This window comes from Actinoalloteichus sp. GBA129-24 (assembly GCF_001941645.1).
Classification (GTDB): domain Bacteria; phylum Actinomycetota; class Actinomycetes; order Mycobacteriales; family Pseudonocardiaceae; genus Actinoalloteichus_A; species Actinoalloteichus_A fjordicus.
Window position 1 is genome coordinate 1,400,821 of sequence record NZ_CP016077.1, and the last position, 13,403, is coordinate 1,414,223.

Consider the following 13,403-nt stretch of genomic DNA (forward strand, 5'->3'; position numbering starts at 1 on the left):
GAGGAGCCTCCCGCCGCGGAGCCGGCCGCCGCCGCGCCTGCGACGAGCACCGCCGCCGTGCCCGCCACCGCATCCGCGCCTGCGTCGATGAGCCCGATGTCCTCGGAGGACCCGACGTCGGCGGGTGCCTCCGACTCGGCAGGCACCGCCGAGAGCACCGCTGACCAGCGCTGAACGCACCGCAGACCGGTCACGGATCTCGTGCCGCTCTCGCGACGTTCTCGAAGATCCGGTGCGGGTCCTCGTCGGCTGATCACGGGGAAACCCGATGGGCGAGGTCCGGTCGGGGGCGGACCCGTCGGGATCGGCCGCGTGTCCTGCCGCCCGGCTCGGCACGAACAGCCGCTCCTGGTGACCAGGACACGGCCCCGCAGGCCCGAACGCCTCGCCGCCCACTCGTAGCCTGCCGACCAGGCGTGCGGCAGGTACGGACGAGCGCCCGCCGTCGGCGCCGTGCGCGAGCAGCCCCGAGGCGACCGGCGAGATCGTGAACCGACCTCTCGAATCGCGGGCCTGCGCCCTGAACCGGCCGGCCAGCCCCGATCAGGACCGCCGGACCGCGAACAGTTCGGCGAGGGCGTCCGCCCGGCCCGCGAGATCGCCGGTGCTCACCAGCCTGGTGAGCTCGTCGGCGCGGCCGACGTCGAGCCTGCGCAGCAGTTCGGCCGCCTCGGTGAGGGGCGCGCGAGCCTCCCAGGCCCGGCCCGCCTCGATCAGCTCCGTGCCGAGCCTGCCGAGGGCGCGGGCGATGCTCCAGTCGTCGTCGGCGATGCGCTGGTAGTCCAGCGCGAGGGAGAACATCGCCACCGCGCTGTCGTGGTTGCCGAGCAGTCGTTGGCATTCGCCGAGGTTGTGCAGGCACACGATCCGGTCGACGGAGTTGTCCGCGATCTCGAAGTCCCGCAGCGCCGCCGCATGCGCCCGCACCGCCTCATGGAGCAGTCCCGCGCGTCGATAGGCCTGCCCGAGCGAGTCCAGGGCCCGCCCGCGGTCATCGTTCAACAGGGGGTAGTCCAGGCCGACCAGCACCTCCAGGCTGCGCCTGCCGGTGGCGACGGCCTCGTCGGCGCGACCGGTCTGGAGATAGCCCATGGTCAGGTTGTTCAGTCCGACGTGCAGGCGCTGTGGTGCGTCGAGCTGTTCGCTCTGCGCCACCGCCCGTTCCAGCAGCTCCACGCCGAGCGCGTCGTCTCCGTGCAGCGAGTGCACGATCCCGAGGTTGCCGACGACCATCAGCTCCGCCTCGACATGGCCCAGTTCGCCGAAGGTCCGCACGCTCTCGGTCAGGGCCTCGATCGACTCGGGCAGCCGATGGAGCTGGGCGAGCAGCTTTCCCTCGGCGTTCTTCAGCCAGGCCCGGCCCTCCCGATCGTCGGCGGCCTGCGCCGCCGAGGTGCCCAGTTCCGAGGTCTCCTGCCACTCGGTGAGGCGAAGCCGCTGCTGGAGATAGCTGGTGAGGCAGTAGCTGAGCATCCAGCAGACCCGGTGGAGGCCCCGATGCATCGCGGTTCTGGCCGCTGCGGCGATGGTGGCGCGTTCGAGGTCCCACCACCGCAGCGTGGTCCAGCCCGCAGGCAGGGCGAAGGCGGCCGGGTCGAAGTCGGCCAGCTCCTCGTCGAGGCCTGTCGGGCAGAACGCGCGGTCCTGTCCGATCGCCGTCCAGGCCCGGCCCAGCTGCCAGCGCAGCACCCGGCGCACCGCGACCGACCGATCCCGCTCCGAGTCCTCGTGGTCGCTGCGTTCCTCCGCGAACTCGCGGACCGCGTCATGCAGGCGATAGCGCCCGGCACCGTGCTGCTGGAGAAGCTGATCTGCGTCGAGCCGGGCCAGCAGTCGGTCGGCGCTCTCGACGTCCCCGTCGAGGACCACGGCCGCCGCTCGCGCGTCGATCTCCGGGCCTGGCAGCCAGCTCAACCACCGAAACGACCGACGGGTCTCCTCGGGCAGCGTCGCATACGACTGATCCAGGACGGTGCGGACGGACGCTGCTGGATCACCCTGGATCTCCAGGGCCGTCAGCAGCCTGCCGGACGCCAGCCGATCCGTCAGTTCCGCGAAGCGTCGTTCCGGGGCCTGCCGCAGCTGCGCCCCCAGGATGCGCAGCGACAACGGCAGCCCGCCCCCGAGCCGGACCAGTGTGTCCAGCAGATCAGGGCGATCCGCCGACTCCGGCCCGATGACCTCGGTCAGCAGGGTCCGCGCATCGGGTTCGGCCAGCGGGTCTAGCGGCACGGTCCGGACACCGTTCGGCGCCGCGAGCCCGTCGAGTCTGCCTCGACTGGTGACGACCAGCCGGGAGCCCGCACTGTCCGGCACCAGCGGGCTCACCTGCGCCGCGTCCCTGGCGTCGTCGGCGAGGATCAGCAGCCGTCGGCCCGCCGAGATCGCGCGGTAGCGGGCGGTCGCCGCGTGGAGTTCACCGGGTATCTCCTCGCCCGACACGCCCAGCGCGTACAGGACCCGGCCCACGGCGGCGAGCGGGCTCAACGGCTCGTCGCCGGAATGCCCACGCAGGTCGATGAAGAGCTGCCCGTCCGGATACTGCTCGGCCGCGGCTCGACATCCGCGCACGGCCAGTGTGGTCTTCCCCGAGCCTGCCATTCCGTTGACCGTCACCACCGTGGCGGCCCGAGGATCGGTGGTGTCCAACAGGTCGCCGAGGACGGCGATCTCCTCGGCCCGCCCTTCGAAATAGGGCGAGACGGGCGGCAGCTCGGAGAGGAAGGCGTCGGGACGCGGCGGCACGGCAGGCGCAGCGCTCACCGCCGACGTCGGGGCGCTCACCCCCAGGATGCGCAGCAGCGCGGCGGGCGGCTCGCCGTCGAGGACGCCGACATAGACCCGTCGCATCTCCTCGCCAGGCTCGATCCCGAGCTCGGTGGCCAGGGTCGCGTGCGCCTGATGAAAGACGTCCATCGCGTCGGCGCGGCTGCCGAGCTGGTTGCACAGCAGTGCCTTGCGAATCCACAGGTCCTCGCTGAGCGGGTGCCTCGTCAGCTCGGCGTCGATCTCACCGCCGAGTTCGCCGAGATCGCCGGTGGCCAGCCGCGCGTCGATCAGGCCGAGCTGGCATCGTCGCATCGTCGCCAGCACGCGGGGGCGCTCGGCGAGGATCAGCGGCGAGGCGGGCACGTCGGAGAACGGGGTGTCGCGCCACAGGGTCCTCGCCCGATCGAAGGAGTCGATCGCCTCCCGGAAATGCCCGGAGCGCATCGCCTGAACGCCCGCGTCGACGTCGGCGGTGAACACGGTGACGTCCACGTCGTCGGGACCGAGGTCGATGCGGTATCCGTCCTGGTCCTGGCGGATCGGATCGCCGCCGTGCTCGGCGAGGAGCCCGCGGACCTCGTCGACGTCGCGCCGTACGGCCGCCGCGCCGTCCTGGGGTGGCTGCTCCGGCCACAGCTCGCCGAGCAGGGCTGCGGAGGAGACGGTGTGGGGTGCGTGCAGCAACAGGACGGCGAGAGTCAGTCGCTGCTGGGGTGAGCCAGGACTGACCCACTCGACGCCCGTGCGGAACTCCAGCGGGCCGAGCAGTCGGTAGCGCACGGCTCATCCTCGCACCGTCGTCGATCGACGACCATCGGCCGCGTAACCGTCGTGACGCAGGGTGTTGGTCTACGGCCGTGCGTCACCCGAGCAACAGGTTGCCAGAGGGAATCTTGGGTCGGGGCAGGTCCCGTCCCCGATCCGCCCCCGGATGATCGACCTGCGGCGGCGAGGCAGGCCTGGGGCGTGCGGCCGCGAGGGTGAGCGCGCTGGCGGCGTAGACGTCCGCCGTCGCGGCGGCGATGGCGGGCCAGGCGAAGTCGGTGCTCAGCCGGTCTCGTGCGGCCGAGGCCCGCCGGGCCGCACTCGCGGGATCGGCCAGCACTCGACGCACCCCGGCCGTCAGCCCCGCGACGTCGCCGGGTGCGAAGGACAACCCCGTCTCGCCGTCGCGAACCACCTCGCCGAGGCCGCCCGCAGTGGACGCCACCAGCGGGGCACCCGCTGCCGCCGCCTCCAGCGCCACGATGCCGAAGGGCTCGTATCGGCTGGGCAGCACCACGACGTCGGCGGCGGCCAGCAGCGCGGCCAGCTCCTGATCGGGCAGCTGGCCGGTGAGTCGCACGGCCCGGCGTACCCGGTGTCTGCGAGCCTCGTCGACGAGTCGGTCCTGGTAGCCGCCCTGACCGGCGATTGCCAACACTGCTCCGGGATGACTGCGGCGGATCGCGGGCAGCGCGGCCACGGCGTCCTGCGCGCCCTTCTCCCATTCGATCCGGCCGAAGAACAACAGCAGCGGGGCGTCCTTCGCCTGCACCGAGGCCCGCGCCTCGGCCACCTTGGCGGGTGACACTCGCCAGGGGTTCGGGCTGATCCCGTTGTGCAGCACGGCGATCTCGGCAGGCTCGACGTCGAAGAGCTGGGCCGCCTCGTGGCGCATCGCGACGGAGCAGGTGATCAGCTGATCGGCCCGATTGGCCAGCCACCACTCGATGGAGTGGATTTGCTGGTTGAGCGGCTGAGACAGCCAGCCGCTGTGGCGACCGGCCTCGGTCGCGTGCAGCGTCGTGACCAGCGGCACCTCGGCGGCCTCGGCCAGCGCGATGGCGGGATGAGCCACCAGCCAGTCATGCGCGTGCACCACGTCGGGTCGCCAGCCGCGCAGCAGCGCGTGTCCGGCCCGGACCATCGCGTGGCCCATCGCCAGGGTCCAGGCCACCAGGTCGTGTTCGAAGGACAGGTGGGCCGGGTCCTCGGCGACGCGCACTACCCGTACCTTCGCCCTGTTCTCCACCTCGGTCGGATGAGTGCTCGCGTCGGTGCCGGTGGGCTGTCTGCACAGCAGGATCACCTCGTGTCCCTGCGCGGCCAGCTGCTCCGCCAGGGCATGGACGTGCCTGCCGAGCCCGCCGACCACCACCGGTGGGTACTCCCAGGACAACATCAGGACCCGCATCCACAGATCCTCGCAAACCCACGTTCAGGATCACCCGGTCGGTACGGTGGAACCACGGTGGTAGCGAGCTGACTTGACTGGGGGAGTCGACATGGAGCCGTTCGGATGGGTGCTGCTGGCGCTGGCGGTCTTCCTGGTCGTCAGCGTGGTGGGCATCGTCGTCAAGGACCGGTTGCGAGCACGGTCCGCGCCGGACACTCCGGCGGCCGTCCGCCCCGTCGACGTCAAGGGGATGCGCGCGGCCAGGCAGGCCGAGGGCTCGCACTACAGCGTGGATCAGTCCACCCAGGGCACCGGCGTCTTGTGATCGCGGCCGGGCATCGAGCCTGCCGACCACGGTTCCTGCCTGCGTGGCGATGCGGGCCGGAACCGTGGTCGGGTCGGGTTCATTCGGAAACCGCCTGATCAGCGTGCCGTGCCGCGCCCGCGAAGCAGACCGCGCGCGTCCAGTCCGCCGAAGGGCGCGTCGATCACCCGCAGCCTGCCCGCCTCCGTCTCGGCCGCGGCACGGTCGCCCGCCGCCAGCAGGTCGGCCAACCGGTCGAACGCGGCGGTGTGCTCGGCCGCACGGGCCCGCGCGTAGTCGGCCGCCGAGTCGCGGGTGACCATGAAGGCCCAGTCGCTGGAGCAGGCCAGCAGGGCCTCCTGCCAGAGCTGGTCGAGCACCCGATCCCGCCCCGCGCCGAAGCGGTGCCCGTCGACCACGGCGAGCAGCCGATGCTGGAGGCGCTCATTGGTCGCCACCAGGTCCGCCACGGCGGGGCCATTCCACACCCGCCAGTCCTTGCCCGCGCCCCAGGACGAGGCGGGCAGCTCCACCGGAGTGCCGACCCGGCCTGCGGCGAGCACGCGGCGGGGCGTGGTCACCGTGACCCCGGCCTCGGGCAGAGCACGCAGGACGCCCGCCAGCCAGGCAGGGCCCTCGTGCCACCAGTGACCGAACAGCTCGGTGTCGAAGGCCGCGACCACCAGGCCGGGTCGGCCGTCCGAGTCGCGGTGCTCCCGCAGCCGCGTGACGACCGCGTCGACGAAGTCCGCGACATGCTCCGCCACCGCCGCCGCCGCGAGATCGGGCCGATAGGGCTGCTTGTCCTCCGGTGCGACGGTGCGACCGGTGACCCTGGCGGGCTTGAGCCCGGTCGGATGGTCGTAGGTGTGGAAGTCCCGATAGGCGGGGTGACCCGGATAACCGACCTTCGGCGACCACACCCGCTCGGCGATCTCGCCGTCCCGGCCGAAGCAGACGACGTCGGAGCCCCACACCGGCCGCGCCGCCGAGGTGCGGCCCGCCAGCGCGGGGGAGTCGACGAGGAAGTGCGTCACCCCGGCGTCGGCGTAGCCGGTCTCCATACCGGGGTCGAAGCCGCATTCCGGCGCCCAGATCCCAGTGCTCCGACTGCCGAGGCGCAGTGCCCCGTCGGCCAGCCCCACCCGCAGGGCCTCGGCCCGCAGTCGGGGGTGCAGGAGTGGTTGGAACGGATGCGTCGCGGGACCGCCCAGCAGCTCGAGCACGCCTGCGTCGACCAGCGGCCGCAGCAACGGCGAGGCGCCGTGCCGCCAGCGGGTCTCGAACAGCTCCAGGGCTCGGGTCGCGCGTCGATGCTCGGCGGCAGCCAGTTCGCGCAGCTCGGGCCTGCCCTGCTGCCAGCGGACGGCCGCGTGTCTGGTGCGCAGCACCCGGTTGCCGAGCCAGTCGTGCAGACCGCGCAGGCTGTACGGATCGTCCAGCTGGGCGGCGAGCACCGGGGTGAGGCCGAGCGCGAGCTGGTCGCGGAGCCCCGCTGTGGCCAGCCGCTCCAGCAGCTCCACCAGCGGCAGATAGGAGTCGGCCCACGCCTGGTAGAGCCATTCCTCGCCGACCGGCCAGCTGCCGTGCCGGGCCAGCCACGGCAGGTGGGTGTGCAGGACGAGACTGAACTCGCCGAGTGGTTCGCCGGACCGGATGCCGGTCACGGTCGCCGTCCCACGGCCACGAGATCCAGGCTGGTGTCCACGTCGGTGTCGGTGATGACGAAGTCCTCGGCGCGCACGGCGTCGACCTCGGCGGCCAGCTCGGCAGGCCAGTCCCGCCCCTCGACCGCCAGCCGGATCTGCTCCTCGATCAGCGAGCCGCCCCGGCGTCGCTCCCGCTCGTGTAGAGCGGGGCCGTGTCGCAGGCCCGCGAGCCGGTCCACGACGAGACCGGCGTCCGACAGCAGTTCGGCCAGCTCGGCAGGGTCGAGCTCGCGGGTGTGGAAGGGGTTCGTGGTGCCGTCCGGCGAGAACGTCAGTCGGTTCGGCGTGGTGAGCAGCAGCAGTCCGCCCGGTCGCAGCACCCGGCGACATTCGGCCAGGAACGCGGTCTGATCCCACAGGTGCTCGATGACCTGGAGGTTCGCCACGACGTCCACACTCGCCGTCGCGACGGGCAGCGTGGTCAGCTCCGCCCGCACGGCACCGACCCCGGGATAGGCCCGCCCGACGTGCGCGACGGCCGGGGCGTCGAGGTCCACGGCCACGACCACTTCGGCCACCGAGGCCAGCATGGCGGCGCCGTAACCCTCCCCGCAGCCCGCGTCCAGCACCCGGGCCCCACGACAGTGCGGCAGCAGAGCGAGATACGCCGCCTCATGACGACGGAACCAGTAGTTCTCCCTGGCGATGCCCGGCAGAGTGCGCTCCCCGGTGAGCGGTAGCGACACGAGGGCGTGATCGGCGGACATCGCCGCACCCTATCCGGCTGCGGCGGGGGCGAGGGTGGGCAGTTCCCCCGGCGGTGAGTGAGACTCCGGGTCGGCCATGTCCTGTCGTGGAAACGTCATTCGCTCTGGATGCCGACGGGCCGTCCGGTGACCTCCTCCACCCGCGCGACGAGGGTCCTGGCCAACTGCTTGAAGTCGCGGAGGCACTTCTGCACGTAGCTCTGCGTGCTGCCGATGGCTCCGTCGGCGGCACGCAGATCAAACATCGGCCTGCGCGCATCGTGTGCCAGCGGTATCAGGCTTCGGTAGGACAGCGGCCGGTGGTTGTCCGCGAGCACCTCTTCCGAGACGAGGGACGGCAGATACGTCGAGCGGAACAGCGCGAGGTCGTCGGTTCGCTCGTCATCGCGGGTCGCCTGGCCGGGTGGCGGGCCCGGGCCGGACCCAGACGACACCTTTCCGTCGGCCTGCCGGGCCGCCCTCGGTGCGACGCGGGGCGCGGCCCGGCAGGGTGCCGAGTGAGTGACTCAGAGACGCCCGAGGATCTTGTCCGGAGTCACCCGCACGGTCGTCATCGCGCCCTCGTAGGAGGCCGTCGGCGTCCGCGCGACGTGCTCCGCGTAGGGGACGCCGACGTACTTCGTCGCCAGCTCGTCGCGCAGCGCGCGGGTGCGGTCCGGTTCGAAGGTCGCGATGCCTCGGATCACCGCGTAGGTGTGCGGGGCGTCGGCGGGGTTCAGCAGCACGCTCACCCGAGGATCGTGACGGAGGTTCTTCGCCTTGCGGCTGTCGACGGCGAGAAAGAAGAGCACGTCGTCGCCGTCACGGCCGACCCAGACCACGGACTGCTGCGCGGTGCCGTCGGGCTGGATCGTCGCGACGATCCCGAAGACGGGCGTGTCCAGCAGGCGGCGCAGGCTCTCCTGCGTCACGGGCTGCATCATGTCGGTTCTCCAGATCGGGGGAGCCGCGGCCTACGCGACCGGGCGGGGCGGGCGGGCGTTCGGGGGAACGGTCCGAGACGGGGGGAGGGCGGCGCGTCGGGTGCGACTGCCTGCACCGAACGGCGGCCCGCTGCTACGAAGGCGGCGGTCATCGCGACAGCAGCCGCTCGGTCTCGGCGTAGAGCCGTTTCGCGTCCTCGACGTCGAACGCCGGTCCTTCGATGCTGATCGGCACGCCCTGGACGACGGCGCTGAGCGGCGCGGCGGGCGGCTCGTCCAGGACGGCGAGGATCGGGCGGACGGCCTGCTCGACCGGTGCGGCGATGTCGCGGATCGCGGCGACGTGGGCCGCGTCCGCCGCGTCGTACTGCCCGGAGAATCCAGTGTCGACGATGCCGGGGTGCAGGAGCACGTAGCGCACCTTCGACGTCGGCTGGCGCAGCGTGAATCCGACGCCGAGCAGGTCGTTGAGCGGGCCGCCGTGCTGCATCGCCGTCCTGCCGTCGTAACCGTGTTCCAGACCGAGGTCGTCCCAGCGGATCTCGGCGGCGCCGGTGCCGGTCGGGCCCGCCACGTTGAGGATCACCGGTTCGGGCGCCGCGTCGAGCAGGTCGACCATGTCGTGGCTCGTCACGAACCGGCTCAGATAGAACAGGGCGAGGTTGCTCTCGAAGCCCTCTGTGGTGACCGTCCTCGTCGAGTGGAAGTGCCGCGCGCACAACACCAGCGCGTCGATCGAGTCGACCAGCGAGCGGACCTCCTCGATCGCGCTCCTGGTCTCCGCGATGAGGCTCAGGTCTGCGGCGATGAAGTGCGCACGACCCGGTGCGCCGCGCCGCGCGGCCTCGGCGAGCAGCGCCGCGCCCTTCGCCGCGTCCCGGCCGATGATCACGACCTCCGCTCCCCTGGCCAGGTAGTGGAGTGCGACCGCCCTGCCGAGGCCGTCCGTGCCGCCGGTGACGACGAGCGTCTTGGCGGCCGAGGCACCAATGTACCCGTCGGTTTGTAAAAATGAACTCACGAGTTCACTATAGCCGGATTGAGGCGCGGAGGGCGTGCGGCGGTTCATCAGGATGAACTCGATGGTTCAGTCAGTCGTCGCCGACGCTAAGGTTTCGGCGTGACCGGAGCGACGACCTCGGCCGCGTCGGGGCACGGCGCCGCACGGGGACGCATCGACAAGCGGCAGGCGATCCTGGCGGCCGCGTTCACGGTGTTCGCCCGTGAGGGGTATGCCCACGCAGGCGTGAGTGTGATCGCGGCCGAGGCGGGGGTGGCGAAGCCGACCGTCTACAACCACTTCGGCGACAAGGAGAGCCTCTTCCGGGCGGCGATCGCCGCCGACGCCGATCGAGCGATGGCACAGAACCTTGCCGCCGTCGAGCGACTGCTCGACCACGGTGACGACGTCCGCGTGCTGTTGGAGGACGTCGGCGAACACCTGGTCCGCTGCTACTGCGACGATCGTTCCTGGGCGCTGCGCAGGCTGCTCTACGCCGAACTCGCCCAGTTCCCCGACCTGATCGACATCGTCCGGGGCCGTGCCACCGACCGAGTGACCGATGCGCTGGCCGATCGGCTGGCCAGGCTCTCCCTTGCAGGCAGGCTGCGCCGATGCGACCCCGTCGAGGCCGCCGAGCAGTTCAGCGCACTGCTCACCGGGCCGTTGGAGGGCCGGGCCAGGCTGGGTACTCGTCGTCTCCCCGACGCGGAGCTGTCGGCCGTTGCGCGGACGGCGGTCCGCACCTTCCTCCATGCCTACGGCCCGGACGTCGCCGAGGCCGAGTAGTCGCCCGGCCGGATGGTCACCGCCGCCGACCCGCCGCCGCCCTGAGCCGCAGCGAAGTCGGTCCCGCGCCGCGTCGAGACGGCGCCGGACGCCGGTCCCAGGTGGGCGAACTCCCTCGCCCGCCCGTCGCCTGCGAGCCGGCCCCGGCAGGCGACCACGGCAGGCGGTCGTTCCGGACGGCGCCCGCAGCGGAACATCGCAGACCTGAGGCGGCGGGAGAGCGACGAATCCGGAAGAGGCGGTCCTCGTCCCGAGAAGAAGCGCCGAGATCGGCGAGCACTGGTCGCTTTCCGATTCCCACCCACTCTTTCGTCGCCCGAATGACACTCGATCGAGATCGTCGGGCGCCTCGGTTCCCGTCTCCCCGAGGAATCCCGCTTGTTAGCCTGCTCACAGATCGGGGGGATGATGGCCGCGATGTTCGATGGGCTTCGACGATGGCTCGGGCGGTCGGGCGAGACCGTGGAATGGCAACGTCGAGCTCGCCCGAGCCAGACCGAGTATCCGTTGTGGTGGGTGCGTGCACTCGACCAACCGGTTCAGCACGGGATCAAGGCCTCGCAGATCGGCCAGCCCGCTAATCCTGCGGGTTACGTCCCGGTCTGTGGTCGGGTGATGGTCCCCGCGGCCAGCGATCTTGACCCGATCGTGGCGCGCTGCGGTCGATGTGCCCAATGGGCCAGGGATCACGTCTACGAGACCCCGCCGCAGGCGCCGTGGAACGGCGACGAGGGCGATGCGGACTTCTACTGAGTCAGTTGCTGCCCGTCCCCTGGCAGAACGGGCATTCGACCGGCCTGCGATCTCTGTCGATCACGGTCCCGGTCCCGTTGCAGGTGGCGCACACAAGCATGTGATCGACTGCCTTTCGGCTGGGCTTCGACAAGCGGAATCGAGCACGTCCGAGATTAGAAGAGGCCGCCGATCTCGGCTACTCAGCGTCGGCAAGCGGTTGCCTCGCGTCGCCGGAAGGGCGCCGGGCGCCGCCGCTCCTCGGGTGCGCCGCGCGGGCGTCGGTCGGAGTGCGCGATCCTCTCTCGAGCAGGTCTTCCCGCCGTGGGCGGTTCTTCGATCGCCGGGTGACGACGGTCACCCGGCGGTTGTCGTCCGCTGCGGGTCGGGAGAGGCTACTCGCAAGTAACATTGGTGTCGGTTGTGGCTGACACCACCGTGCCGCTGGGGCATGGACCTGGCAGGGTCATGGCGATGATCCGCCGGGCGAACCCCGATTCCGCAGGAGGTCGACGAGGACCCATGAACATTGTCGTGCTGGTAAAGCAGGTGCCCGACACCTACTCCGAGCGCAAGCTCAACGACGCCGACCACACGTTGGACCGTGACTCGGCGGACGCGGTGATCGACGAGATCAACGAACGTGCCGTCGAGGAGGCGCTGCTCCTCCAGGAGGCCCACGGCGGGGAGGTCACCGTCCTGTCCATGGGACCGGACCGCGCCACCGAGGCACTGCGCAAGGGCTTGGCGATGGGCGCGCACAAGGCCGTGCACGTCTCGGATGCAGCCCTGCACGGGACGGACATGATCCGGACCGCGACGGTGCTGGCCAAGGCGATCGGCACCGTGGCCGACGTCGACCTGGTCGTGGCGGGCAACGAGGCCACCGACGGCCGTGGCGGCGCCGTGCCCGCGATGCTGGCCGAACTGCTCGGCCTGCCGCAGCTCACCCACGCCCGCAAGGTCGAGATCGACGGGCAGACCATCCGGGTGGAGCGGGAGACCGACGAGGGCATCACGCACCTCGAGGCGGAGCTGCCCGCGCTGGTGAGCGTCGGCGAGAAGATCAACGAGCCTCGCTACCCCTCGTTCAAGGGGATCATGGCGGCGAAGAAGAAGCCGACGACCACGCTGACGCTGGCCGATCTCGGCATCGACCCGGCCGAGGTGGGCCTGGGCGGCTCCTGGACCACCGTCGTGGAGTCCGCACCCAAGCCGCCGCGCGGCGCGGGCGAGCGCGTGGAGGACGAGGGACAAGGCGGCACGCAGATCGCCGAGTACCTGGTCGGCCAGAAGCTCATCTGACGGCTGACGACGAGAGGAAGGCAACGTCATGTCCGAGGTCCTGGTCCTCGTCGACCACGCCGACGGCGAGGTCAAGAAGAGCACCTTCGAACTGCTGACCCTGGCGCGCGGGCTCGGTGAGCCCTCCGCCGTCGTGGTCGGCGCTCCCGGCGTCGCCGCCAAGGCCGGTCAGGCGCTGGCAGGCTACGGCGCGGCGAAGGTCTACGCCGCCGAGTCGGGCGCCGCCGACACCCAGCTCATCACCCCCTCGGTGGATGCGCTGGCGGTGCTCATCGAGCGGTCCGCACCTGCTGCGGTACTGGTCAGCGCGTCGATCACCGGTAAGGAGATCGCCGGTCGGCTGGCCGTGCGCACCGGCTCCGGTGTGCTGGTGGAGATCGACGGCGTCGATGCGGACGGCGTCGCCACTCAGGCGGCCTTCGGCGGCGCCTACGTGGTGAAGTCCAAGGTCACCACCGGCGTCCCCGTGCTCAGCGTCCGTCCCGGCGCGGTGGAGGCCGAGGCCGCCGAGGGTGCTGCGGCCGAGGAGTCCGTCGAGGTCCCCGAGCGAGACGCCAGGCTCATCACCCGCATCACCGGCCAGGAGCCGGTCGTGGGTGGCGACCGCCCCGAGCTGACCGATGCGTCGGTGGTCGTCGCAGGCGGTCGCGGTGTCGGCAGTGCCGAGAGCTTCGCCGTCGTCGAGCAGCTCGCCGACGTCCTCGGTGCCGCGGTCGGCGCCTCGCGTGCCGCCGTGGACTCCGGGTACTACCCCGGTCAGTTCCAGGTCGGCCAGACCGGCAAGTCGGTGTCCCCGCAGCTCTACATCGCGCTGGGCATCTCCGGTGCCATCCAGCACCGGGCCGGGATGCAGACGTCGAAGACCATCGTGGCGGTCAACAAGGACGCCGAGGCGCCGATCTTCGAGATCGCCGACTTCGGTGTGGTGGGCGACCTCTTCTCGGTCGCGCCGCAGCTGACGGAAGAGGTCACCCGGCGCAAGGCCTGACCAGGCCCGCAGGCTGGGG

At 71.5% G+C, this 13,403-nt stretch carries 12 protein-coding genes; 5 read left to right on the forward strand and 7 right to left on the reverse strand.

The window, feature by feature from the left end:
* Positions 1-543: 543 nt before the first annotated feature.
* Together UA75_RS06435 and UA75_RS06440 are read right to left on the reverse strand one after the other, a co-directional pair.
* Positions 544-3,549, reverse strand: coding sequence for a BTAD domain-containing putative transcriptional regulator (locus UA75_RS06435; RefSeq protein ID WP_075739477.1), 3,006 nt, complete (start codon positions 3,547-3,549; stop codon positions 544-546).
* 82 nt (positions 3,550-3,631) lie between these two features.
* Positions 3,632-4,945, reverse strand: a complete 1,314-nt coding sequence (locus tag UA75_RS06440) for a glycosyltransferase family 4 protein (RefSeq protein WP_075739478.1) — start codon at positions 4,943-4,945, stop codon at positions 3,632-3,634.
* Positions 4,946-5,036: 91 nt separating this feature from the next.
* On the opposite strand from UA75_RS06440, the gene UA75_RS06445 reads away from it, so the two are divergent.
* The gene (locus UA75_RS06445; RefSeq protein ID WP_075739479.1) at positions 5,037-5,252 is read left to right on the forward strand and encodes a hypothetical protein; all 216 of its coding nucleotides are present in this window, start codon (positions 5,037-5,039) and stop codon (positions 5,250-5,252) included.
* Positions 5,253-5,350: 98 nt separating this feature from the next.
* Here the strand turns inward: UA75_RS06445 and UA75_RS06450 are convergent, their stop codons facing one another.
* The 5 genes from UA75_RS06450 to UA75_RS06470 form a co-directional block, all read right to left on the reverse strand.
* Positions 5,351-6,898, reverse strand: coding sequence for a glycoside hydrolase family 57 protein (locus tag UA75_RS06450; RefSeq protein WP_075739480.1), 1,548 nt, complete (start codon positions 6,896-6,898; stop codon positions 5,351-5,353).
* Positions 6,895-7,647 (reverse strand): class I SAM-dependent methyltransferase, encoded by a 753-nt coding sequence (locus UA75_RS06455; RefSeq protein WP_075739481.1) that lies wholly within the window; start codon positions 7,645-7,647, stop codon positions 6,895-6,897. Before UA75_RS06455 ends, UA75_RS06450 begins: the two co-directional genes overlap by 4 nt.
* A gap of 95 nt (positions 7,648-7,742) precedes the next feature.
* Entirely contained in the window at positions 7,743-8,081 is a 339-nt protein-coding gene (locus tag UA75_RS33730) for a hypothetical protein (protein ID WP_075739482.1), read from the reverse strand.
* Between the two features lie 72 nt (positions 8,082-8,153).
* Positions 8,154-8,570, reverse strand: coding sequence for a PPOX class F420-dependent oxidoreductase (locus tag UA75_RS06465; RefSeq protein ID WP_198042946.1), 417 nt, complete (start codon positions 8,568-8,570; stop codon positions 8,154-8,156).
* Between the two features lie 148 nt (positions 8,571-8,718).
* Positions 8,719-9,591, reverse strand: a complete 873-nt coding sequence (locus UA75_RS06470; protein WP_232251168.1) for an SDR family NAD(P)-dependent oxidoreductase — start codon at positions 9,589-9,591, stop codon at positions 8,719-8,721.
* 99 nt (positions 9,592-9,690) lie between these two features.
* Here UA75_RS06470 and UA75_RS06475 point away from each other — a divergent pair, with 99 nt between their 5' ends.
* From UA75_RS06475 to UA75_RS06495, 4 genes are all read left to right on the forward strand, one after another.
* Positions 9,691-10,359, forward strand: a complete 669-nt coding sequence (locus tag UA75_RS06475; protein WP_075739483.1) for a TetR/AcrR family transcriptional regulator — start codon at positions 9,691-9,693, stop codon at positions 10,357-10,359.
* Between the two features lie 417 nt (positions 10,360-10,776).
* Positions 10,777-11,112, forward strand: coding sequence for a hypothetical protein (locus UA75_RS06485; protein ID WP_157434028.1), 336 nt, complete (start codon positions 10,777-10,779; stop codon positions 11,110-11,112).
* Between the two features lie 501 nt (positions 11,113-11,613).
* Positions 11,614-12,396 (forward strand): electron transfer flavoprotein subunit beta/FixA family protein, encoded by a 783-nt coding sequence (locus tag UA75_RS06490; protein WP_075739486.1) that lies wholly within the window; start codon positions 11,614-11,616, stop codon positions 12,394-12,396.
* A 28-nt stretch (positions 12,397-12,424) separates the two neighbouring features.
* Positions 12,425-13,384 carry an electron transfer flavoprotein subunit alpha/FixB family protein gene (locus tag UA75_RS06495; RefSeq protein ID WP_075739487.1) on the forward strand — a complete coding sequence of 320 codons (960 nt, stop codon included), beginning with the start codon at positions 12,425-12,427 and terminating at the stop codon, positions 13,382-13,384.
* Positions 13,385-13,403 lie beyond the last annotated feature (19 nt).

Coding starts and splice junctions, on each gene's coding strand:
- UA75_RS06440 (WP_075739478.1), bottom strand. CDS start 4,945: ATGCGGGTCCTGATGTTGTCCTGGGAGTACCCACCGGTGGTGGTCGGC.
- UA75_RS06445 (WP_075739479.1), top strand. CDS start 5,037: ATGGAGCCGTTCGGATGGGTGCTGCTGGCGCTGGCGGTCTTCCTGGTC.
- UA75_RS06455 (WP_075739481.1), bottom strand. CDS start 7,647: ATGTCCGCCGATCACGCCCTCGTGTCGCTACCGCTCACCGGGGAGCGC.
- UA75_RS06465 (WP_198042946.1), bottom strand. CDS start 8,570: ATGATGCAGCCCGTGACGCAGGAGAGCCTGCGCCGCCTGCTGGACACG.
- UA75_RS06485 (WP_157434028.1), top strand. CDS start 10,777: ATGTTCGATGGGCTTCGACGATGGCTCGGGCGGTCGGGCGAGACCGTG.
- UA75_RS06490 (WP_075739486.1), top strand. CDS start 11,614: ATGAACATTGTCGTGCTGGTAAAGCAGGTGCCCGACACCTACTCCGAG.
- UA75_RS06495 (WP_075739487.1), top strand. CDS start 12,425: ATGTCCGAGGTCCTGGTCCTCGTCGACCACGCCGACGGCGAGGTCAAG.